Origin of the sequence: Klebsiella sp. C360 (genome assembly GCF_048822415.1) — a bacterium.
GTDB lineage: Bacteria > Pseudomonadota > Gammaproteobacteria > Enterobacterales > Enterobacteriaceae > Klebsiella > Klebsiella quasipneumoniae.
Genome location: NZ_JBMEZZ010000001.1, coordinates 1,175,535 through 1,198,172, shown reverse-complemented (window position 1 = coordinate 1,198,172; position 22,638 = coordinate 1,175,535). Strand labels below are relative to the sequence as shown.

At 63.4% G+C, this 22,638-nt stretch carries 17 protein-coding genes; 12 read left to right on the top strand and 5 right to left on the bottom strand.

Annotated elements, in window-relative coordinates; translation table 11 throughout:
• Positions 1–157 precede the first annotated feature (157 nt).
• Both ACOI7D_RS05910 and ACOI7D_RS05905 read left to right on the top strand, forming a co-directional pair.
• On the top strand, positions 158–1,273 hold the full coding sequence (locus tag ACOI7D_RS05910; RefSeq protein WP_162543091.1) for an MBL fold metallo-hydrolase: 1,116 nt from the start codon (positions 158–160) through the stop codon (positions 1,271–1,273).
• Between the two features lie 30 nt (positions 1,274–1,303).
• Positions 1,304–1,645 (top strand): RamA family antibiotic efflux transcriptional regulator, encoded by a 342-nt coding sequence (locus ACOI7D_RS05905; RefSeq protein ID WP_004202492.1) that lies wholly within the window; start codon positions 1,304–1,306, stop codon positions 1,643–1,645.
• Between the two features lie 17 nt (positions 1,646–1,662).
• Here ACOI7D_RS05905 and ACOI7D_RS05900 read toward each other — a convergent pair whose 3' ends face one another.
• Complete coding sequence (locus ACOI7D_RS05900) at positions 1,663–1,911, bottom strand: DUF1158 domain-containing protein (protein WP_002893037.1); 249 nt, start codon at positions 1,909–1,911, stop codon at positions 1,663–1,665.
• 501 nt (positions 1,912–2,412) lie between these two features.
• Between ACOI7D_RS05900 and ACOI7D_RS05895 the strand changes: the two genes are divergently transcribed.
• The 3 genes from ACOI7D_RS05895 to ACOI7D_RS05885 are packed head-to-tail and all read left to right on the top strand — an operon-like array spanning position 2,413 to position 9,374.
• Entirely contained in the window at positions 2,413–5,136 is a 2,724-nt protein-coding gene (locus ACOI7D_RS05895) for a cation-transporting P-type ATPase (protein WP_162543090.1), read from the top strand.
• Between the two features lie 52 nt (positions 5,137–5,188).
• Positions 5,189–6,268: an efflux RND transporter periplasmic adaptor subunit gene (locus ACOI7D_RS05890; RefSeq protein WP_023288735.1), complete on the top strand. Its 1,080-nt coding sequence runs from the start codon at positions 5,189–5,191 to the stop codon at positions 6,266–6,268.
• Positions 6,269–6,281: 13 nt separating this feature from the next.
• On the top strand, positions 6,282–9,374 hold the full coding sequence (locus ACOI7D_RS05885) for an efflux RND transporter permease subunit (protein WP_048296972.1): 3,093 nt from the start codon (positions 6,282–6,284) through the stop codon (positions 9,372–9,374).
• A 242-nt stretch (positions 9,375–9,616) separates the two neighbouring features.
• Here ACOI7D_RS05885 and ACOI7D_RS05880 read toward each other — a convergent pair whose 3' ends face one another.
• Together ACOI7D_RS05880 and ACOI7D_RS05875 are read right to left on the bottom strand one after the other, a co-directional pair.
• Positions 9,617–10,336, bottom strand: coding sequence for a phosphodiester glycosidase family protein (locus ACOI7D_RS05880; RefSeq protein WP_109546573.1), 720 nt, complete (start codon positions 10,334–10,336; stop codon positions 9,617–9,619).
• Between the two features lie 47 nt (positions 10,337–10,383).
• On the bottom strand, positions 10,384–11,499 hold the full coding sequence (locus ACOI7D_RS05875; protein WP_109546572.1) for a YbdK family carboxylate-amine ligase: 1,116 nt from the start codon (positions 11,497–11,499) through the stop codon (positions 10,384–10,386).
• A 326-nt stretch (positions 11,500–11,825) separates the two neighbouring features.
• Between ACOI7D_RS05875 and ACOI7D_RS05870 the strand changes: the two genes are divergently transcribed.
• From ACOI7D_RS05870 to ACOI7D_RS05845, 6 genes are all read left to right on the top strand, one after another.
• Positions 11,826–13,493, top strand: coding sequence for an ABC transporter substrate-binding protein (locus tag ACOI7D_RS05870; protein WP_023288739.1), 1,668 nt, complete (start codon positions 11,826–11,828; stop codon positions 13,491–13,493).
• Between the two features lie 18 nt (positions 13,494–13,511).
• Complete coding sequence (locus ACOI7D_RS05865) at positions 13,512–14,465, top strand: ABC transporter permease (RefSeq protein ID WP_023288740.1); 954 nt, start codon at positions 13,512–13,514, stop codon at positions 14,463–14,465.
• Between the two features lie 2 nt (positions 14,466–14,467).
• Entirely contained in the window at positions 14,468–15,361 is an 894-nt protein-coding gene (locus ACOI7D_RS05860; protein ID WP_023288741.1) for an ABC transporter permease, read from the top strand.
• Positions 15,362–15,364: 3 nt separating this feature from the next.
• On the top strand, positions 15,365–16,402 hold the full coding sequence (locus ACOI7D_RS05855; RefSeq protein ID WP_048334323.1) for an ABC transporter ATP-binding protein: 1,038 nt from the start codon (positions 15,365–15,367) through the stop codon (positions 16,400–16,402).
• Positions 16,392–17,402, top strand: coding sequence for an ABC transporter ATP-binding protein (locus tag ACOI7D_RS05850; RefSeq protein WP_044521499.1), 1,011 nt, complete (start codon positions 16,392–16,394; stop codon positions 17,400–17,402). The genes ACOI7D_RS05855 and ACOI7D_RS05850 overlap by 11 nt, the downstream gene beginning before the upstream one ends.
• Before the next feature lie 97 nt (positions 17,403–17,499).
• Positions 17,500–18,768: a Zn-dependent hydrolase gene (locus ACOI7D_RS05845; protein WP_044521501.1), complete on the top strand. Its 1,269-nt coding sequence runs from the start codon at positions 17,500–17,502 to the stop codon at positions 18,766–18,768.
• 34 nt (positions 18,769–18,802) lie between these two features.
• Here ACOI7D_RS05845 and ACOI7D_RS05840 read toward each other — a convergent pair whose 3' ends face one another.
• Positions 18,803–19,711 carry a DMT family transporter gene (locus ACOI7D_RS05840; RefSeq protein WP_032429109.1) on the bottom strand — a complete coding sequence of 303 codons (909 nt, stop codon included), beginning with the start codon at positions 19,709–19,711 and terminating at the stop codon, positions 18,803–18,805.
• 115 nt (positions 19,712–19,826) lie between these two features.
• Here ACOI7D_RS05840 and ACOI7D_RS05835 point away from each other — a divergent pair, with 115 nt between their 5' ends.
• Positions 19,827–21,161, top strand: coding sequence for a PLP-dependent aminotransferase family protein (locus ACOI7D_RS05835; protein ID WP_109546571.1), 1,335 nt, complete (start codon positions 19,827–19,829; stop codon positions 21,159–21,161).
• On the opposite strand, the gene ACOI7D_RS05830 is transcribed toward ACOI7D_RS05835, so the two are convergent.
• On the bottom strand, positions 21,158–22,621 hold the full coding sequence (locus ACOI7D_RS05830; RefSeq protein ID WP_023288747.1) for a PLP-dependent aminotransferase family protein: 1,464 nt from the start codon (positions 22,619–22,621) through the stop codon (positions 21,158–21,160). The two genes, ACOI7D_RS05835 and ACOI7D_RS05830, sit on opposite strands and share 4 nt — an antisense overlap.
• Positions 22,622–22,638 lie beyond the last annotated feature (17 nt).

The window sequence follows — 22,638 nt, the reverse complement described above, 5'->3', positions numbered from 1 at the left end:
TAAACAAACCGCCGATCTTTGCACGTCTGACCAGGTCGCTGCAACGGCGGAACGCAAAAATTGAAAATCGTCTTGACGACTTTCATCACATTCCTAATAATGAGTGCGTACTCACTCATAATCAAGTTATATCATAAAGCCTCCGGGATGGGGGCTTTTGTCTGGTCAGGATATGAACCGTGTCACTTTCAGCGTGGTCGCCATCATGTTACTCGCAGCAGCAACGACATTGCCGTTTGTCCTCAATGCCGGTTTTGGTAAGGCGCCGCAGGGGGCACAGCTTAGCCAGGTGGAAGCGTCTCCCCACTACCGGGACGGCCAGTTCCATAACCAGCTGCCCACGCCGGGATTCACCGGGCAGAAAAATATGCTGGCGGCGTGGTGGGATTTTTTGATGACCAAACGGGAAAACGCCCGTCCCGCGCAGCCGCTGCCGCTGGTGAAAACCGACCTGGCGACGCTGCCCCTCGGGCAGGACGTGATGGTCTGGCTCGGCCACTCTTCCTGGTATCTGCAGCTGGCGGGAAAACGCATCCTGATCGACCCGGTGTTCAGCGATTACGCGGCGCCGTTCTCCTTTATCAATAAAGCCTTCCCCGGCGATTATCCGTGGCGGGCGGAAGGGATGCCGGAGATCGATCTGCTGATCGTCTCCCACGATCACTACGACCATCTGGATTACGCCACCATCCGCGCTCTGCTGCCGAAAATTAAGCGGGTCATTACGCCGCTGGGGGTTGGGTCGCACCTGCGCTACTGGGGAATGGACGGGGCGCTGATTACCGAAGCGGACTGGCAGCAGGCGATTCCGGTTAGCGACGAGCTCACCGTCCACGTCCTGCCGGCGCGGCACTTTTCCGGCCGTGGGCTGAAGCGCAACCAGACGCTGTGGGCCAGTTTTCTGTTCGTTACCCCGCAGCAAAAGATTTATTACAGCGGCGACAGCGGGTATGGGCCGCACTTTAAAGCGATAGGCGATGAGTTCGGTCCGATCGATCTGGCGATCATGGAGAACGGACAGTATGACCAGGACTGGAAATATATCCACATGATGCCGGATGAAACGGCTCAGGCTGCTGACGACCTGCGCGCTCGCGCGGTGCTGCCTGGGCATGCAGGACGATTCGTTTTGGCGAAACACAGCTGGGATGAACCGTATCAACGGCTGGCGGCTGCCAGCGAAGGAAGGGCCTGGCGTCTGCTGACGCCTGTGCAGGGCGAGCCGGTGTGGGTCGCCGATAAGACGCAATCATTTAACGCCTGGTGGCGCTAAGCGCCAGTGCAGTATCAGAGGAGAGAGCATATGACGATTTCCGCTCAGGTGATTGACACTATCGTCGAGTGGATTGATGACAACCTGCATCAACCGCTGCGTATTGATGATATCGCTCGCCATGCCGGGTATTCGAAATGGCATCTGCAACGGCTGTTTTTACAGTATAAAGGGGAGAGCCTGGGGCGCTATATACGCGAAAGGAAGCTGCTGCTGGCCGCCCGCGATCTGCGCGACACCGATCAGCGGGTCTACGATATCTGCCTGAAGTATGGCTTCGATTCGCAGCAGACCTTTACCCGCGTCTTCACCCGGACCTTCAATCTGCCGCCGGGCGCCTACCGTAAAGAGAACCACAGCCGCGCCCACTGAGGCGCGCCCTTCCTGATTTAGCGTTCGAGGGAAAACCAGCGACGCCACACCCAGCGCAGCACCAGATACTCAATGGCGCCCAGCGCCAGGAACCACAGACAAAACAGCACGGTATAAAGCTGGTTGAGATCCATCATATGGAATGTCTCAACCAGCTTTTGCGCCAGCGTCAGGCCCAGCGACGGCGCGGGCAACAGCAGACAGGAGAGCAGGGCCAGCAGTAAGATCCCGGCGGCGGAGAGGAGCGTTTCCAGCGGATGTTTCATGTCATGTTAATCATCAGTTAAAAAACATATTGTCCGGCAAAATAACACCTAACGCAATATGCTTTGTATTTTACTCGCCTTAATGCGCCTCTTTTTAATATTATTGCCTGCCTTTTATTCTCATGTTAATTAATCTGAAATAATTTGTAATTAAATTAAATCCCGTTACTTGTAAATTAACGTCATTATTATGCCAGCGCTTTTACAAAACTATAAGTGCTATACCCCACCAGCGTGGCAGCGATAATGGCCAGCAGGATGTACAGCACCAGACGGCGTCCGCGGTAGATTCCAAACATATTTGACCTCGTTTAGTTTTGGTTTATTAATATTCTGTAATAGTTGGTTTGTGGAATTAACTTACCACATATTTTTTATTTTGCGAAAAATTTAGGCTTGTAATGGTTCACATTTTTATCGGCTTTTTCGCCACCTTTTATTGCATTGGCCAGGAATGATTTCAGGCTTTCCGACTCACGGAATTTATAAGGAAAATGTAATTTGACCAAGATGAATAACCCAAAGTTTACGACGCCCTCGGGCGACACCGCGCCACGGCAGGTCTGGCAGCAGACCGTTGACGCAGTGCTGGCGCAGACCAAAAGCCAGGCCGCTGGGTTAAGTTCCGCAGACGCCGCCGAGCGCCTGAATACCTGCGGGCCGAACGCGCTGCCGGAAAAGAAGGGAAAACCGGCCTGGCTGCGCTTTCTCGCCCACTTTAACGACGTACTGATTTATGTGCTGCTGGCCGCTGCGGCGCTCACCGCCATCATGGGGCACTGGGTCGATACCCTGGTGATCCTTGGCGTGACGGTGATTAACGCCCTGATCGGCCATATCCAGGAGAGCAACGCCGAAAAATCCCTGCAGGGGATCCGCAACATGCTCTCCAGCGATGCCCGCGTCCAGCGTAACGGCAAACATGAGACTATCCCGACGCGCGACCTGGTTCCGGGGGATATCGTTATCCTGCGCGCCGGCGACCGCGTGCCGGCGGACATGCGGCTGATTGAAACGCACAACCTGCGGGTGGAAGAGGCGATCCTCACCGGCGAGTCGACGGTGGTGGATAAAATCACCGACGCGCTGGAGGGCGACCTGCCGCTGGGCGACCGGGTGAACATGGTCTTCTCCGGGACCACCGTCAGCGCCGGCGGCGGCGTCGGCGTGGTGACCGCCACCGGCGCGCAGACCGAACTCGGCCATATCAACCAGATGATGGCGGGCATTGAGAAGCACCGCACCCCGCTGCTGGTGCAGATGGATAAGCTCGGCAAAGCGATTTTCGTCATTATCCTCGCCATGATGGTGGCGCTGTTTATTTTCAGCCTCGCGTTGCGGGACATCCCGATGGGCGAACTGCTGCTGTCGCTGATTAGCCTGGCGGTGGCTGCGGTACCGGAGGGGCTGCCGGCGATCATCTCGATTATTCTGTCGCTCGGCGTCCAGACGATGGCGCGCAAGCGGGCGATTATCCGTAAGCTGCCGACCGTGGAAACCCTCGGCGCCATGACCGTGGTCTGCTCGGATAAAACCGGCACCCTGACGATGAACGAAATGACCGTCAAGGCGATCATCACCGCCGACTGCTGCTACCGGGTGGAAGGCGACAGCTATGAGCCGCAGGGGCGGATCTTCCTTGAGGGGAGCGATGAGCCCGTGCAGGTTCAGCCGGGTACCGTGCTGGAGACCTGGCTGCGCACCATCGACCTGTGTAACGACAGCCAGCTTACCCAGGATGAGCGCGGTCTGTGGGGGATCACCGGCGGGCCAACCGAAGGGGCGCTGAAGGTGCTGGCGGCGAAAGCGCAGCTCCCGGCGGTGGAGGCCCGTCAGGTGGCCAAGATCCCCTTTGACTCGCAGTACAAATATATGTCGACGCTGCAGCACATCGATGGCGACGCCCGGGTGCTGATCACCGGTGCGCCGGACGTCATCTTCGCCATGTGCCGCGAGCAGATGACCCGCCAGGGCGTGGTGCCCTTCGAGGCGCAGTACTGGGAAGAGGAGATGGCGCGCTTCGCCCGTCAGGGGCTGCGCATGGTGGCGGCGGCCTGTAAGCCGGCCAGCGTTGATGCCACCACGCTGAACCATGAGGACCTGCAGGAGGGACTGATTTTCCTCGGCATCGCCGGGATGATGGATCCCCCGCGTCCGGAAGCGATTGACGCTATCCACGCCTGCCAGACCGCCGGCATCCGCGTGAAGATGATCACCGGCGACCACCCGCAGACGGCGATGAGCATCGGCCAGATGCTGGGGATCACCAACAGCAGCCAGGCCATGACCGGCTACCAGCTGGAGCACATGGACGATGCGGCGCTGGCGAAGGCGGCGGTGGAGTACGACATCTTTGCCCGCACCAGCCCGGAGCATAAGCTGCGCCTGGTGAAAGCCCTGCAGGATAACGGCGAAGTGGTCGGCATGACCGGCGACGGCGTCAACGACGCGCCGGCGCTGCGCCAGGCCGACGTGGGTATCGCCATGGGCATCAAAGGCACCGAAGTCACCAAAGAGGCGGCTGACATGGTGCTGACCGATGATAACTTCGCCACCATCGCCAGCTCGGTGAAAGAGGGCCGTCGGGTCTATGACAACCTGAAGAAGACCATCCTCTTCATCATGCCGACCAACCTGGCGCAGGGGCTGCTGATCATCATCGCCCTGCTGGCGGGGAACATGATTCCGCTGACCCCGGTCCTGATCCTGTGGATGAACATGGCGACGTCGGCGACGCTCTCCTTCGGCCTGGCCTTTGAGGCCGCGGAGCGCAACGTGATGAACCGCCCGCCGCGTAAAACCGGCCAGCACGTGATGGATGGTTTCGCCGTGTGGCGGGTGGCTTTCGTCGGGTCGATGATCGCGATTGCCGCCTTTATCCTTGAGGCCTGGCTGGCGCCGCGCGGCCACAGTCCGGAGTTTATCCGCACCGTGCTGCTGCAGATGCTGGTGACGGCGCAGTGGGTCTACATGATCAACTGCCGCAGCAGCGACAGCTTCTCCCTGAGCATGGGCCTGCTGCGCAATAAAGGCATCTGGCTGGTGACCGGTGTCCTGCTGCTGATGCAGCTGGTGATTATCTATGTCCCGCTGATGCAGAGCATGTTTGGCACGGAAGCGCTGCCGCTGCGCTACTGGTTTGTCACCCTGGTCATCGGCATCGCCATGTTCCTGGTGGTGGAAGTCGAGAAGCGTCTGACGCGCCGGTTCCGCAAAACGGCCTGATCGATCTCGCGCGCCTGGCTGCAGGCGCGCGTTACTTTCGCAAGGATCCTCTATGATTAACACCTTTCGCTTTGCGCTGCTGGCCTGCGTCCTGGGCGGCAGCGCCCTGACGGCGACCGCCGCGCCGGCGGTGCCGGTCCGCGTCGCCACGGTAGAACGGGCTCCTCACGCTGAAGAACGCGCCATCCCCGGGCGGGTCGAGGCGATCCGCGCCGTCGACATTCGCGCGCGCACCGAAGGGGTGATTGTTCAGCGCCACTTCCAGGACGGGCAGTATGTGACCGAGGGCGACCTGTTGTTTACCCTCGACGACGCGCAGCCCCGCGCGGCGCTGGCCCTGGCGCAGGCCGAGCTGAAAAGCGCCGAAGCCTCGCTACGCCAGTCGCAGCAGCTGCTCACTCGCTATGAGCGGCTCATCAACAACCACTCCATCAGCCGCAACGACCTCGACACGGCCCGGATGCAGCGCGACGTCGCCGCCGCCGCCGTGCAGCAGGCGAAAGCCCGCGTCGAGGCTCAGCAGATTGTGCTCGGTTATACCCGGATTGCGGCGCCGGTGACCGGGCGGGTGGGCCACAGCGCCTTTCACGTCGGGACGCTGGTCAACCCGTCCAGCGGGGTGCTGGCGGACATCGTGCAGCTCGATCCGGTACGGGTGTCGTTTGCCCTCGACGAAGCCGCGTTTTTCAGCAAAACCGGCCAGCATGCCGACATCCACGCCCTGAAGCAGGCATGGCTGGCGCAAATTGACGTGGATGGCAAACGGCGCGACGGCGTGTTGACCTCCATCGATAACCGGATCGACGCCCGCACCGGCAGCGTGGCGGTGCGGGCGGAGTTTGCCAATCCGCAGCACCGTCTGCTGCCGGGCGGCAGCGTGACGATCCTGTTCCGTCCGCAAGCGCTGTCGTCGCGGGTGATGATCCCGGCTGCCGCCGTGCAGCAGGATCCGCAGGGCTTTTTCAGCTGGGTGCTGAAGCCGGACCACACCGCCGGGCAGCGTCGTCTGACCCTTGCGGGGCAACAGGGGCAGCAGTTTGCGGTCGAGAAAGGGCTGCAGGCGGGCGAGCAGGTGATCACTGACGGCGCGCAGCGGCTGCGCGAAGGCGCCGCGGTGCAGGTGCTGAACTAGCTAAGGAGAGGGGATGCTGACCTTTTTTATCCGTCGTCCGCGATTTGCGATGGTGATCGCGCTGCTGCTGACCTTTGTCGGCGCGGTATCGCTGAAGCTGATCCCGGTGGAGCAGTACCCGGCGATCACGCCCCCGGTGGTGAACGTCACCGCCAGCTGGCCGGGCGCCAGCGCGTCAGACGTGGCGGAGGCCATCGCCGCCCCGCTGGAGACCCAGCTCAACGGCGTCGATCATATGCTGTATATGGAGTCCACCAGCTCGGACGAGGGGACGTACCGCCTGAGTATCACCTTCGCGGCAGGCACCGATGCCGATCTGGCGGCGATCGACGTGCAAAACCGGGTGGCGCAGGCGCTGGCGCAGCTTCCGGCGGAAGTGCAGCAGAATGGCGTCCAGGTGCGCAAGCGCGCCAGCAACCTGCTGATGGGGGTAAGCCTTTACTCGCCGCTGGGCACGCTGTCGCCGCTGTTTGTCAGCAATTACGCCAGCACCCAGGTGCGCGAGGCGCTGGCCCGCCTGCCCGGCGTCGGCGAGGTGCAGATGTTTGGCGCCCGGGATTACAGCATGCGCATCTGGCTGCGCCCGGACCGCATGAACGCCCTCAACATCACCACGGATGACGTTGCCCAGGCGCTGCGCGAGCAGAATGTGCAGGGGGCGGCGGGGCAGGTGGGCACCCCGCCGGTGTTCAACGGCCAGCAGCAGACGCTGACCATCAACGGACTGGGGCGTCTGAACGAGGCGGCCAGCTTTGGCGAGATTATCCTCCGTCGCGGCGCGCAGGGGCAGCTGGTGCGCCTCGCCGACGTGGCGACCATCGAGCTGGGCGCCCGCAGCTACAGCTCCGGCGCGCAGCTGAACGGTAAAGCGTCGGCCTATCTGGGGATCTATCCGACGCCTACCGCCAACGCCCTGCAGGTCGCCAGCGCGGTGCGCGCGGAGCTTAACCGCCTGCACACTCGCTTTCCGGCGGATCTCACCTGGGAGGTGAAGTTCGATACCACCCGCTTTGTGGCGGCGACGATCAAAGAGATCGGCGTCTCGCTGGCGCTGACCCTGCTGGCGGTGGTGGTGGTGGTGTCGCTGTTCCTGCAGAGCTGGCGGGCGACGCTGATCGTGGCCCTGGCGATCCCGGTGTCACTGATCGGCACCTTTGCGGTGCTCTATCTGCTGGGCTACAGCGCCAACACCCTCAGCCTGTTCGCGATTATTCTTGCCCTGACGATGGTGGTGGATGACGCCATTGTGGTGGTGGAGAATGTCGAAACCAAAATGGCGGAAGGACTGGATCGCCTGCAGGCCACCGCCCAGGCGCTGCGGCAGATCGCCGGGCCGGTGATCGCCACGACCCTGGTGCTGTTGGCGGTGTTTGTGCCGGTGGCGCTGCTCCCGGGGATCGTCGGCGAGCTGTATCGGCAGTTTGCCGTGACGCTCTCCACCGCGGTGGCCCTGTCGAGCCTGGTGGCGTTAACCCTGACCCCGGCCCTCTGCGCGCTGCTGCTGCGCCCGCGACCCGCCCGGCCGGCGGCAGTGTGGCGGGCGTTTAACCGTCTTCTCGACGGCACCCGCGACGGCTATGGCCGGCTGGTGGGGTGGATGAACCGCCGCCCGTGGCTGGCGCTGGCGGCGACGGTGGCGGCGGGCGCGCTGGTGGCGTTCAGCTTCACCTCGATGCCGAAAGGCTTCCTGCCGCAGGAAGATCAGGGCTACCTGTTTGCCAGTGTGCAGCTGCCGGAGGCGGCGTCGCTGGAGCGTACCGAAGCGGTGATGGCCCAGGCGCGCAAGCTGCTGACGGCTAACCCGGCGGTGGAGGATGTGATTCAGGTGTCCGGCTTCAACATTCTCAACGGCACCAGCGCCGCTAACGGCGGGTTTATCTCGGTGATGCTCAAGGACTGGCATCAGCGGCCGCCGCTGGATACGGTGATGGCGGATATTCAGCGCCAGCTGCTGTCGCTGCCGGAGGCGACGATCATGACCTTCGCGCCGCCGACCCTGCCGGGCCTGGGCAATGCCTCGGGGTTTGATCTGCGCATTCTGGCGCAGGCCGGTCAGTCGTCGGCGGAGCTGGAGCAGGTAACGCGGGAGATCCTTCAGCTGGCGAACCAGCATCCGCAGCTGAGCCGGGTATTTACCACCTGGAGCAGCAACGTGCCGCAGCTGACCCTGACGGTCGACCGCGATCGGGCGGCGCTGCTGGATGTGCCGGTGGCGCAGATCTTCAGCAGCCTGCAGACGGCGTTCGGCGGCACGCGCGCCGGCGATTTCAGTCTTAACAACCGTGTCTATCATGTGGTGATGCAAAATGAGATGCAGTGGCGCGAGCGGGCTGAGCAGATTAGCGAGCTGTACGTCCGCAGCCGCGACGGCGAGCGGGTGCGGTTGAGCAATCTGGTCACCATTACGCCGACGGTGGGGGCGCCGTTTATTCAGCAGTACAACCAGTTCCCGTCCGTGTCGGTGAGCGGTTCAGCGGCCGAGGGGGTCAGCAGCCGCACGGCGATGGCGGCCATGGAGCAGATTTTGCAGGCCCATCTGCCGCCGGGGTATGACTACGCCTGGAGCGGGATCTCCTGGCAGGAGCAGCAGACCGGCAATCAGGCGGTGTGGATCGTGCTGGCGGCAGTGGCGATGGCGTGGCTGTTCCTGGTGGCGCAGTATGAAAGCTGGACGCTGCCGGCGAGCGTCATGCTCTCGGTGCTGTTCGCCATCGGCGGAGCGCTGGTCTGGCTGTGGACGGCGGGCTATGCCAACGATGTGTATGTCCAGATAGGGCTGGTGCTGCTGATCGCCCTGGCGGCGAAGAATGCGATTCTGATCGTTGAGTTCGCCCGCAGCCGGCGCGAGGAGGGGCTGTCGATAGTCGACGCCGCGCGCGAGGGCGCCACCCGCCGCTTCCGCGCGGTGATGATGACCGCGGTGTCGTTTATTATCGGCATCATGCCGATGATGCTCGCCACCGGCGCCGGGGCGCAGAGCCGGCGGATCATCGGCACCACGGTGTTCAGCGGGATGCTGGTGGCGACGATGGTTGGCATCCTGTTTATTCCTTCGCTGTATGTGCTGTTTCAGCGTATGCGCGAGTGGGCGCATCGGCGGGGGTAAGCGTGGCGCCACAACGACTACCGGGCGATCCCCTCTCCTCTGGGGGAGAGCCGGGGTCAGGGGGAATCGGCCCCGCTGCACGCCCGTAGTTTTCAGGGCCATACCATAGCGAGCAGACTTTGTAGGCCCGGTAAGCGCAGCGCCACCGGGCAAGGACATCGGGCACGGCGGCAATCCCTTGCCCGGCCTGTCGTTAATTTATTCACTCTCCTGGCTGGAATGGCCGCCCCCAAACGCGCCCGCTATTTCCTCTCCACCGTTATCATGGTCACGAACGGATGATACTGCCACGGCACGCTGCCGCCTTTGCGGTACATCTTCGACAGGGTGCCGTCGAGATAAAGCATCTGCCGCACCCCAAGCTTTGACTGCGCATAGCAGGCAAAATCATAGAAGTTGGTTTCCCGATCGCTGAGCATAAACACCACCCGGCCCTGCTTATCGATGCCAACGCCGTTGCGCAGTTTGCGGGAGCTGGCGGAGGGCTTCAGCCGCCAGTTGATAGCGCCATTTTCAATCAGCATCGGGCCGGACTGCACCGCATAGCGGATGGCGGGAGAGCGTTTAAACGCCGGCAGCGGCACGATTTTCGCCCGGCCATTCTCCACCAGGAATACGCCGCCGGGGCGGATAAAGAAGTTCCCGCCGCCGGCGGAGCGGTTTACCGGCGTCAGGCGCTTGCCGTCTTCGATATACAGCCCCAGCGGCGCGTAGGCCTTATCGTAAATACCGCCGTTCATCGCCATCTGCACCCGGCCATCGCCATCGATACCCGCCAGCAGCGAACGCAGGGTACCCCAGGCTTTGCCGTGCCGATCCTGCCAGTACATCGCAATGCGCTCTTTCTGCGCATCCACCCGATAGCTCTGCAGGGTCAGCGTCGGGTCGGTGAGGGTACAGGCGGCGCTGGCGAGGGTGGCCAGGGGCAGCAGCGCCAGGGGGAGCAGGCAGCGTAATAACATGGGCGGTCCTTTCTATGGTCTGCGCCGAGTATACCCGCCTCGCTGTCTTATGCCGCCCAAATCTCACAGTGTTTTTGCACCAGCCCGGAAAGCGAACCGCCGTTGGCGATAAACTCGCGCATCTGCTGCGCCTCGCTGTGCGGCGATTTCGCCTGGCGAACCACCGCCTCCAGCGCCGCCGTCGCCTTCAGCTGATGGGCGAAAGGAGCCAGCCGGTCGGCGAGCTGAAGGATCTCCAGGCGGATGCTGCGCTGCTCCCCGCCGCGCACATCGGTGAGAGTCCCGTCCAGCCCGTAGCGACAGGCCTGATAGCGGTTAAAAGGGTACAGCAGATAATCGTCAGGCTGGTGCTTAAAAGGACGCTCCGTCAACAGCCAGCAGGCCAGAGTCTGAATAAAGCCGGCGATATGGATCGCCTGGGCGAGGGTCAGGGGGGTGTCCATCACCCGCACCTCGACGGTCCCAAACTGCGGACTGGGGCGAATATCCCAGTGCAGATCCTTCATGCTGTCGATCATGCTGGTGTAGCTCAGCTGGCGGAACAGGCGACGAAACCCCTGCCAGTCGGCCACCCACGGCATCGGGCCGTTGTCGGGATAAGAGGAGAAGCGGTTGAGGCGCGAACAGGCGAAGCGGCTGTCGGTGCTGTCGAACCACGGCGAGGCGGCGTTAAGGGCGATGAAATGCGGCACAAAGCGCGACAGGCCGTGCAGCAGATAGATGGCGTCGTCGCCGCTCTGGCAGCCGACGTGCACATGCTGGCCAAAGACCGTCGCCTGCTGCGCCAGATAGCCAAAATGCTCGACGGTTTTGACATAGCGCGGATTGTCGCTGATCTGCTGGCGCTGCCAGGCATGAAAGGGGTGCGAACCGCCGCCGCAGATCTGCAGATGATGATGCAGCGCCGCGCGCTGGACCGCCTGCTGGATGGCGCTGAGCTGGGCTTGCGCATGGCTGATGTCGCGACACACCCCGGTGGCGATCTCCAGCATGCTCTCGGTGATATCGTGCTTGGCTTCTCCCACGGTCAGTTCATGCTGGACGTCGGCAATCAGAGTCGAGGCATCCTGGCTGAGGTCGTAACCCGGCGGGTTCACCACCTGCAGCTCCAGTTCGATACCGAGGGTAAAAGGATCGGAGCGGTGAAAATCGGCTAAAGGCATAGTCTCTCCCGGTCGATGTGTTCTCTGAAGTATAGAAGGGATTGTTCCCGGCGGAGAATACGCCGCGGCGGGGGAGGGGGAAGCATAAAAAAGTGACGCGACGTGATTATTTAAATTTTGCGATATAGCGACTGGTGCAATTCTGCAACATATTTCCCGCTGGCGGTGCGGCAGAATAAGGTTGAATTATTTTCCCATAATTATCATGGTGATAATATAAGTCCTTCTTATTTTATCGGTCGGTTTCGGCCTATTTCCGCCCGCACCAGAGCTGGTACGCATTTTGCCTGTTAATCAGTGACACTTTATTTAACAGGGATCATGTGATGCACAAAACGACGTTATTTTCGCGTGCCGGTCGTCTCGCCGTGGCGGTGAGCGGCGCACTGGCCCTGGCGGGCGCCGCCTTACCTGCCAACGCCTCCACGCTGCGGATCGCCATGACCGCCGCGGATATTCCGTTGACCCTCGGCCAGCCGGATCAGGGCTATGAGGGCAACCGCTTTACCGGCATCCCGCTGTACGACGCGCTGGTGGAGTGGGATCTGTCGCAAGGGGAAAAGCCCAGCGGTCTGGTGCCGGGGCTGGCGACCGAGTGGCACATCGATCCGCAGAACACCCGCCGCTGGATTTTCACCCTGCGTCCGGGGGTGAAATTTCATGATGGGAGCGAGGTGAACGCCGACGCCATCGTCTGGAACGTGGATAAGGTGCTCAATAAAGCAGCGCCACAGTACGCCCCGGGTCAGATCGGCAACACCCTGTCGCGGATGCCGACCCTCGCCGGCGCGGAGAAAATTGACGATCACACCGTGGCGCTGACCACCTCGGAACCGGACGCGCTGCTGCCGTACAACATTACCAACCTGTTTATTGTCTCGCCCACGGCGTGGCAGAAGCAGTATGACGCGGTGCCGGCCAGCGCGGGCGATAGCGCCGCGCGCAGCAAACAGGCGTGGACCGCCTTCGCCGCCCATGCGGTGGGCAGCGGCCCGTTCAAACTGGAGAAGCTGGTGCCGCGTCAGCAGCTGATCCTCGCGAAAAACCCCGACTACTGGAATAAAGATCGCATTCCCCGGGTGGATAAGGTGGTGCTGATCCCCTTGCCGGAGGCTAACGCCCGCACCGCGGCGCTGCTGTCGAAGCAGGTGGACTGGATTGAAGCCCCGGCGCCGGACGCCATCGATCAGATCAAGTCTCAGGGTTTTCACCTCTACGCCAACACCCAGCCGCACCTGTGGCCCTGGCAGTTCTCCTTTGAAAAAGGATCCCCGTGGCAGGACATTCGGGTGCGCAAAGCGGCCAACCTGTGTCTGAACCGCGCCGAGCTGAAGAGCTACCTCGGCGGCTATATGACCGAGGCCACCGGAGTCTACGAGGCCGACAGCCCGTGGCATGGCAAACCCACCTTCCAGATCAAATATGACCCGGACGCCGCCCGTCAGCTGATGACCGAGGCCGGATACAGCGCCGGCAAGCCGCTGCACGTCACGGTGGCGACCTCGGCTTCCGGCTCCGGGCAGATGCAGCCCTTGCCGATGAACGAGTATATCCAGCAGAGCCTGAAGAGCTGCTTCTTCAATGTGGATATCAAAGTGGTGGAATGGAACACCCTGTTCACCAACTGGCGTCTGGGCGCACGGGATCCCTCGGCAAAAGGGATCGACGCGATCAACGTCAGCGCCGCGGTCAACGATCCCTATTTTGGCCTGATCCGCTTCTCCACCGCCAAAGCGTTTCCGCCGGTGGCGACCAACTGGGGCTACTTCTCCACCCCGGAGACGGAAAAACTGGCCGCCGCCGTCAAGCACGCCTTTACCCCGGAAGCGATGAATAAAGCCGCCGGAGAGCTGCACGCCGCGCTGGTGGATCAGGTGCCGTTCCTGTTTGTCGCCCACGACGTCGGGCCGCGCGCGATTTCGCCCGCGGTGACCGGGGTGGTGCAACCGCAGAGCTGGTTTATCGACCTCAGTCTGGTGAGCAAAAAAGAGTAATCGCGAAAGGGGCGACCGATGATCAATACGCTGCTATACCGCATTCTGCTGGCTATCCCCACCATGCTTGGGGTGGCGGTGATCTGTTTCATGCTGGTGCAGATAGCGCCTGGCGACCCGCTGGTGTCGGTAATGCCGCCGGACGCCTCGGAGGCGCTGCGCCAGACGTTGATGCAGGCCTACGGCTTTGATAAGCCGCTGCCCCTGCAGTTTATCCACTGGCTGTGGCGGGCGCTGCACGGCGACCTCGGTATGTCGGTCGCCACCGGCCGCCCGGTTATTGACGAGGTGATGACCGCGGTAAGCTACTCCCTGCGCCTGGCGCTGCTGGCGACGGCGATCGGCTTCGTCCTCGGCAGTCTGTTCGGCTTTGTCGCCGGCTATTTTCGCAACAGCGTCATTGACCGTCTGGCCTCGGTGTTGTCGGTGTTTGGCGTCAGCGTGCCGCACTACTGGCTGGGGATGCTGCTGGTGATCCTCTGCAGCGTCAAGTTCGCGCTGCTGCCGGCCACCGGCGGCGGGCCGATAGGCGAGGTGGGCTGGCAATGGGACTGGGCGCACCTGCAGTTCATGCTGCTGCCGGCCATCACGCTGTCGGTGATCCCGACCGGGATTATCGCCCGCACCGTGCGCTCGCAGGTCGCCGATATCCTCAGCCAGGAGTTCATCGTTGGCCTGCGCGCTCGCGGGCTCAACGAGTCGCGCATCTTTGTCCACGTCATGAAAAATGCCGCGCCAACCGCGCTGGCGGTGATGGGGCTGCAGGTGGGCTATCTGATGGGCGGCTCGATCCTCGTGGAGACCGTCTTCTCCTGGCCGGGAACCGGGCTGCTGCTCAACACCGCCATTTTTCAGCGCGACCTGCCCCTGCTGCAGGGCACCATCTGGGTGCTGGCGCTGTTTTTCGTATTGCTCAACCTGTTGGTGGATATTCTGCAGACCACCCTCGACCCGCGCATTAAGAGGAGCTGACCATGGTGGATACGGCAACGACGAAAGCGGTCCCGGCCGCGCCGGCCAACGCTTCCCGGCAAGGTTACTGGCGCGGCGTGCTGCGCCGCCTGCTGCGCGACCCGGGCGGGGTATTCGTCGGCGCGATCATTCTCGTTCTGCTGGCCCTGGCGCTGTTCGGGCCGTGGCTTATCGTCAAAGACCCCTATCAAACGTCGATGTTCCTGCGCCTGAAGCCCATCGGCAGCGACGGCTTCCCGCTGGGCTCTGATGAGCTGGGGCGCGACATGCTGTCGCGACTGATCCTCGGCACCCGGCTGTCGCTGTTTATGGGGATTGTCCCGGTGGTGTTCGCCTTTTTTATCGGCGGCGCCATCGGGATCATCGCTGGCTACATGGGCGGCAAAATCAATACCCTGATCATGCGCACCGTGGATGTGTTCTATGCCTTTCCCTCGGTTCTGCTGGCGATTGCGCTGTCGGGGGCGCTGGGGGCGGGCATCGGCAATGCGCTGCTGTCGCTGACCCTGGTGTTTGTCCCGCAGGTGGCGCGGATTGCCGAGAGCGTGACCGCCCAGGTACGGCATATGGACTATATCGATGCCGCCCGGGCCACCGGCGCCAGCGCGTTGACCATTATCCGCGTCCAGGTGCTGGGTAACGTGCTCGGGCCGATCTTCGTCTTCTCCACCGGGCTGATTTCGGTGTGCATGATCCTCGCCTCCGGCCTGTCGTTTCTCGGCCTCGGCGTGCGGCCGCCGGAGCCCGAGTGGGGGCTGATGCTCAATACGCTGCGCACGGCAATCTATACCCAGCCGTGGGTGGCCGCCCTGCCGGGCCTGATGATTTTTATCACCTCCATTTCGTTCAATATCCTCGCGGACCGCCTGCGTGCGGCAATGGCGATTAAGGAGTAAGCGATGCAACCCTTTACCAATATCGACCTCGGCGGGCCGGCGCAGCCGCTGCTGAAGGTCAATCACCTGCTGAAGTACTTCCGCGGCGGCAAAGGCCGGGAGGTGGTCCAGGCGGTGGACGATATCAGCTTCACGGTGATGAAAGGCGAAACCCTGGGGGTGGTCGGCGAGTCGGGCTGCGGCAAATCGACCACCGCCCGGCTGCTGATGCAGCTGCTCACCCAGGACAGCGGCGAACTGATCTTCGACGGGCTGGGGGTCGGCTCGTCGCGCCTGCCGCTGAAAGCCTACCGTCGCCAGGTGCAGATGGTTTTCCAGGACAGCTATGCCTCGCTCAATCCGCGCCTGACCATGGAGGAGAGCATCGCCTTCGGCCAGCGGGTCCACGGCGTCAGCGCCAGAGAGGCCAGCGAATACGCCCGCTATCTGCTGGCGCACGTTGGCCTTGAGCCGGCGCGCTTTGCCGACCGCTATCCCCATGCGCTCTCCGGCGGCCAGCGGCAGCGGGTGAATATCGCCCGCGCGCTGGCGATGAAGCCGCGGCTGGTGATTCTTGATGAAGCGGTGTCGGCGCTGGATAAATCAGTGGAAGCTCAGGTGCTGCAGCTGCTGCAGGAGCTGAAGCGGACCCTCGAGCTGACCTATGTGTTTATCAGCCACGATCTGCACGTGGTGCGCTGGCTGTCGGATCGGATCCTCGTCATGTACCTTGGCGAAGTGGTGGAGATCGGCCCGGCGGAGCAGCTGTTTACCGCCTCCGCCCATCCCTATACCCGGGCGCTGTTAAGCTCCATGCCCTCCATGGATCCGCAAAACCGCACCCTGACCTCGCCGCTGAGCGGCGATCCCCCCAGCCCCATCGCGCCGCCGAGCGGCTGCCGCTTTCACACCCGCTGCCCGCACGCGAAGGCGGTCTGCGCCGAGGTGAAACCGCGGCTGGAGGCGGTCGGGGAGGGGCACCAGAGCGCCTGCCTGATGGCGCAGCCGGCCTCGCCCTGGCATCAGAGCATCCCCCTTAAGGAGGTCAGCCATGTCGCATAACGCCTTTGTCCATGTGCGCGACCTGCGGGTCGTCTTTCGCCGCGACGGACAGACCATCAACGCGGTCAACGGGGTCTCCTTTGACGTACAAAAGGGGGAGGTGATGGCGTTGATTGGCGAGTCGGGTTCCGGCAAGAGCGTGACCCTGCGGGCGCTGATGCGCCTGCACCCGCCGGGGAGCAGTGAGCTCTCCGGCACCCTGCGGGTGGGGGACGACGCGGTGCTGACGATGAACGCCAGCCAGCTGCGGCGCTATCGCGGCGGGCGCTGCGCGATGATTTTTCAGGAGCCGCTGCTGGCCTTCGATCCGGTCTACACCGTCGGGCAGCAGATTATAGAAGGGCTGCGCCGCCACGAAGGGCTGTCGCGCCAGGCGGCCCGGGACAGGGCGCTGGAGGCCCTGCGCCAGGTGCGCATTCCCAGCCCCGAACGGCGGCTGGAGGCTTACCCGCACGAGATGTCCGGCGGGATGCGCCAGCGGGCGATGATCGCCCTTGCGCTCTCCTGTAACCCGCAGCTGCTGCTGGCGGATGAGCCAACCACCGCCCTCGACGCCACGGTGCAAATCCAGATCCTGATCCTGCTGCGCGAGCAGCAAAAGCAGCGCGGGCTGTCGATCGTGTTTGTGACCCACGATATCGGCGCCGCGGTGGAGATTGCCGACCGGGTGGCGGTGATGTACGCCGGGCGGATCGTTGAGGAGGCCGCCATGAGCGAGATCCTGCGCCACCCGCGCCATCCTTATACCCGGGTGCTGCTGGGCAGCCGGCCGAAAGAGGGGCTCAAGAAAGGCGATGCCCTGCACTGCATTCCCGGCGCGCCGCCGGATCTGGCGCGCTTGCCCCCCGGCTGCGCCTTTGCCGAGCGCTGCCCGCACCGTCGCCCGGTCTGCGAGCAGAGCCTGCCGCCGACGGAGGCTGCAGCGGAGCGCCACACAGTGAGTTGCCACCGCTGGCGCGAGCTGGCGATTGACGCCCACGCGCAGGCCCTGGCCGTCTGACCGGCGGCAACACACTCTACAGATGAAGGCCAGGCGCTGATGCCTTATTTTCCACCGCCGGTTGCGCTGGCGGCGACCTTGATGTCAGGAGACCACCATGAGCAGTGATGTACTTTTTACCCCCGCCACCGACACCACCCGCTGGCGCATCAATGGCGACCGCCTGTGGGCGTCGTTAATGGATCTTGCTCAGATCGGCGCCACGCCGAAGGGCGGCTGCCGCCGTCTGACCCTCACCGACCTCGACCGCCAGGGGCGGGACCGGGTGATTGGCTGGGCGCGGGAGGCCGGGATGAGCGTCACCATCGATAAAATCGGCAATGTGTTTATGCGCCGGGAAGGGCGCAACCCCAGCCTGCCGCCCATCGTCTCCGGCAGCCATATCGACACCCAGCCCTCCGGCGGCAAATTTGACGGCAACTACGGCGTGCTGGCGGCGCTGGAGGTGGTGCGCACGCTCAACGATCGGCAGATTGCCACCGAGGCGCCGATTGAGGTGGTGTTCTGGACCAACGAAGAGGGGTCGCGCTTCGTGCCGGTGATGATGGGCTCCGGGGTCTTTGCCGGGGTCTTCCCGCTGGAGGAGACCTGGGCCGTCACGGATAAAGAGGGCGTCAGCGTCGGCGAGGCGCTGGCGCAGATCGGCTATATCGGCGAGCAGACCCCGGGAGAGCATCCCATCGGCGCCTATTTTGAGGCGCACATTGAGCAGGGACCGATTCTCGAAGATGAAGCGAAAACCATCGGTATCGTGCAGGGCGTGCTGGGGATCCGCTGGTACGACTGCGTGGTGACCGGCCAGGCGTCGCACGCCGGACCCACGCCGATGCGCCTGCGTCAGGATGCCCTGCAGGTGGCGACCCGCATTATGCAGGAGGTGGTCGCCATTGCCGGGCGCAGCGAAGAGGGACGCGGCACCGTCGGCAGCGTGCAGGTGTGGCCCAACAGTCGCAACGTGGTGCCCGGGGAGGTCACCTTCTCCATTGATATGCGCAATCTCAGCGATGCGCTGGTGGATGAAATGGATCGCCAGCTGCGGGCGTTTATCACGGAGGTTGAGCGGGAGAGCGGTCTGCAGGTGGCCCTGAAGCAGGTGAGCCACTATCCGGCGGCGCCGTTCGATGGCGAATGCCAGCAGGCCATTGCCGATGCCGCGCAGCGGCTGGGCTACCCGGCGCGACCGATTGTCTCCGGCGCCGGGCATGACGCCGTGTATATGAGCTACCTGGCGCCGACCGGGATGATTTTTATTCCCTGCAAGGACGGGATCAGCCATAACGAAATGGAGTATGCCTCGCCGGAGCACGTCGCCGCCGGGGCCAACGTGCTGCTGCAGGTGATGCTCCAGTACGCCCGGCCGGTGTAGGCGCTCATCCTCCCCGGCGGGGCGACGCGTCAGGTCAGGCGCGGCTCCCGCTCCCTGCGCCAACCCGCTGGCGGCCAAATTTGCGCGAGCCCACCACGCACAGCACCACCCCGAGGGTGACCGCCAGCATCAAGGGGCTAACGGTTTCGTGCAACAGCGCCGCCGACAGGCCAAGCCCAAAGAACGGCTGCAATAGCTGGAGCTGGCCGACGGCGGCGATCCCGCCCGCGGCCAGCCCTTTGTACCAGAAGATAAAACCAATCAGCATGCTGAAGAGCGACACATAGCCCAGCGCGGCCCAGGAGGAGGTCGATATGGCGCGCCAGGAGGCGGGCTGAACCATCAGCGAGGCGGGGAGCATCAACGGCAGGGCTATCACCAGCGCCCAGCAGATCACCTGCCAGCCGCCGAGCTCCCGGGTCAGCTTTGCCCCTTCCGCATAGCCGAGGCCGCAGGCGATCACTGCCGCCAGCATCAGCAGATCGCCGCTGAGCGACGCCGCCGCACTTTGCGTCAGGGCGAATCCCATCACCAGCAGGCTGCCCAGCAGCGAAAAGATCCAGAAAGCCCGCCGCGGACGTTCGCCGCCGCGCAGTACGCCGAAGAGGGCGGTCATCAGCGGCAGCAGGCCAATGAACACAATCGAATGCGCCGAAGTGATGCGCTGCAGGGCCAGCGCCGTGAGCAGGGGAAAGCCGATCACCACCCCGGATGAGACGATGATCAGGGGCACAAGCTGCGCCAGGCGCGGGCGTTTCTGACGAAAGCCGACCAGCAGCGCGACGGCAAGCAGCCCGGCGATGGAGGCGCGCAGAAAGGTCAATAACAACGGATCCATATCCTGCACCGCCAGCCGCGTCGCGGGCAGCGAACCGCTGAAAATGATCACCCCCAGTAAACCATGAAGCCATCCGGACCAGGGGCCGGGCGCCGATTTATCCAGTGTTGAATCTACCACGTTAACCTCGCGTTATCTGATTGGGCTTGAGCATCGTCAGCGGCGATGGTAATGTGGCCAATCTGATACAATCAAATTATTGTCATAGATACATTTCACGATGAAAGCCCGATACAAAGCCGTTGTCGACCGATACGCGCAGGCGATCCGCAGCGGGCAGCTGCCCGCCGGCAGCCGTCTGCCGACGCACCGTACCCTGGCCGCCGAGGAACGCCTCTCGCTGGCCACCGCCACGCGCGTCTACCGTGAACTGGAGGAGATGGGGCTGGTCAGTGGCGAAACCGGGCGCGGCACCTTCGTGCGGGACCTCTCGCTGCCGCCGGGGCATGGGGTCGACCAGCAGGTGGTGGCCGCCGACGTCGTGGATCTTAACTTCAACTACCCTTCGCTGCCGGCGCAGGGCGATGCGCTGCGCGAGGCGCTCAGGCAGCTGGCGATGGCAGGCGATATTGACTCGCATCTGCGCTATCAGCCTCACGCCGGGCGGCTCGCCGAGCGGGAAATCATCGCCCGCCATTTGACCTGCCGGCACTTTGCGCCGGACGCGGAAAATGTCCTGATCGTCAACGGCGCGCAGCACGGGCTGGCGGTGACCGTTATGGGGCTGTTACGTCCGGGGGATGTGGTGGCGGTGGATGCGCTGACCTATTCGGGCTTCAAGGTGCTGGCGGCGCTCTATCATCTGGAGCTGGCGGCGATCCCCTGTCGGGCCGAAGGGCCGGACCTGCAGGCGCTTCACACGCTGTGCCAGCAGCGGCGGGTGCGGGCGGTGTATACCATGCCGACGCTGCACAATCCGCTGGGCTGGGTGCTCAACGCCGGGCAGCGGCAGGCGCTGGCCGACCTCGCGCGCCAGCACGATCTGCTGATTATCGAAGATGCCGCCTACGCCCGGCTGGTGAGCCGTCCGCCGCCGCCGGTGGTCAGCTATGCGCCGGAAAGAACGGTGTATGTCACCGGATTTTCGAAAAATATCGCCACCGGACTGCGCGTGGGGGTGGTGATTTCTCCGCCGCGCTATCGGCCGGATATTGAGCGCGCCATCCGGGCCACGACGTGGAATACGCCGACGCTGATAAGCTCGCTGATCTGCGCCTGGATTGAAGATGGCACGGTGGCCCGCTTTGAAACGCAGAAACGACAGGATGCGCGACAGCGGCAGCAGGTGGCCCGCGAGGTGCTCTGCGGCCTTCCCGTTGTGAGTCATCCCGATTCGTACTTCGTCTGGCTGCCGCTGGGCGAAGAGAGCCGGGCCGACCGGCTGGCGAATGCGCTGATGGAACGCCGTATTTCGGTGTCGACCGCCGAGCCGTTCTGCGTCTCCGCCACGATCCCACAGGCGCTGCGCATCGCGCTCGGTTCGGTGCCTTTCGACAGCCTGCGCCCGGCGCTGCTCAACGTGCGCGATGCCGTCGAGTATGAGCAATCCCGCTAACCCATCTGCTCCAGCTGGCCGCGCAGGACTTCCACCCCCCGGGCGATGGCGTCGGGGTTAATGGCGTGGAATCCCATGCGAAAGTAGTTATCCGGCGGCGCGGCGTTGAGAAAATGGCGCGCCCCGGGCTCAATCAGCACGCCGGCGTGGGCGGCTCGCCAGGTAAGCTGCTGGGTGTTGATCTGCGCCGGGGTCTGCAGCCAGAAGGCGTTAGCGTGTTCGCTCCCCGCCAGCGCGCGGCACGACGGCAGGTAGCGCTGCAGGGCGGCGTGCAGGCGCTCCCAGCGCTGGGCGGAGTCGTAGTGGTAGCGCCGCAGATGGGTTTCATAATGGCCCTGGGCGAGGAAGTGGGCCATCTGGTACTGAATGTTGGTCGGCGGATGGCGATAGACCAGCCGGCGCAGGGCGCGCGCCTCGTCGATCAGGTCCGGGTCGGCGACCATAAACCCCAGCCGCAGCCCCGGCGACAGCGCCTTTGACAGGCTGCTGACATACACCACCCGGCCGCTGCGATCGCTGGCCTTCAGCGCCGGCAGCGGGTTTTGGGTAAAGTTACTCTCCGAGTCATAATCATCTTCAATGATCACCGCGTCATGGCGGGCGGCATGCTCCAGCAGCTGGCGGCGGCGCGCGCTGCTCATCGCCACACCGGTGGGCACCTGGTGGCCGGGGGTGACATAGTAGTAATCGCAGGGACGCTCATTAAGCACGATCCCCTCTTCATCCACCGGGTGCGGCGCTACCTCGGCGTCGGCGAGCAGAAAGGTGTTGATGGCTTCGCGAAAGCAGGGGTTTTCGACGCCAATGCGGGTGGTGGAAGAGAGCAGCAGCCGTGTCAGCAGGTAGAGGGCGTTTTGCGAGCCCAGGGTGATGAGAATTTCGTCCGGGGCGGCGACAATGCCGCGCTTGGGCAGCACCCGGGTGCGGATCTGCTCGATGAGCATCGGCACATCCTGGTCAATATGGTCGACCACCCACGCCGGATCGCGCACCCCGCCGTGCAGCCAGTTGGCCGCCGAGCGCCAGGTGGCCAGCGGGAACTGTCGGGTATCGGGCTGGCCGTAGATAAACGGGTAGCGGTAGTGCATCCAGCCCGCCGGTTTGAGGATCGACTCCTGCTGGCTGGGGGTCATCTGCAGCCGGTCGCCCCAGCGTGGTGCAGCCGCTTCGCGCTGCGGTGCACTCTCGACCGCGGGAGGCGAAGCGTCGTGATAGTCGGGATGCAGGTAGTAACCGCTTCGCGGGCGGCTTATCAGATAGCCCTCGTTGACCAGGCTTTCGAACACCAGGGCGGTGGTATTGCGCGAGACGCGCAGCTGGCTGGCCAGCTGGCGGCAGGAGGGCAGCGGGGTGTCGGCGGCGAAGATCCCGCTGAGAATGGCATTCACCAGCGTCTCTCGCACCTGCTCCTGCAAACCGCGGCCAGGCTCAAAATCAACGTGTAACAGGTGACGGATCATACGGGGCTCCTCTGGCA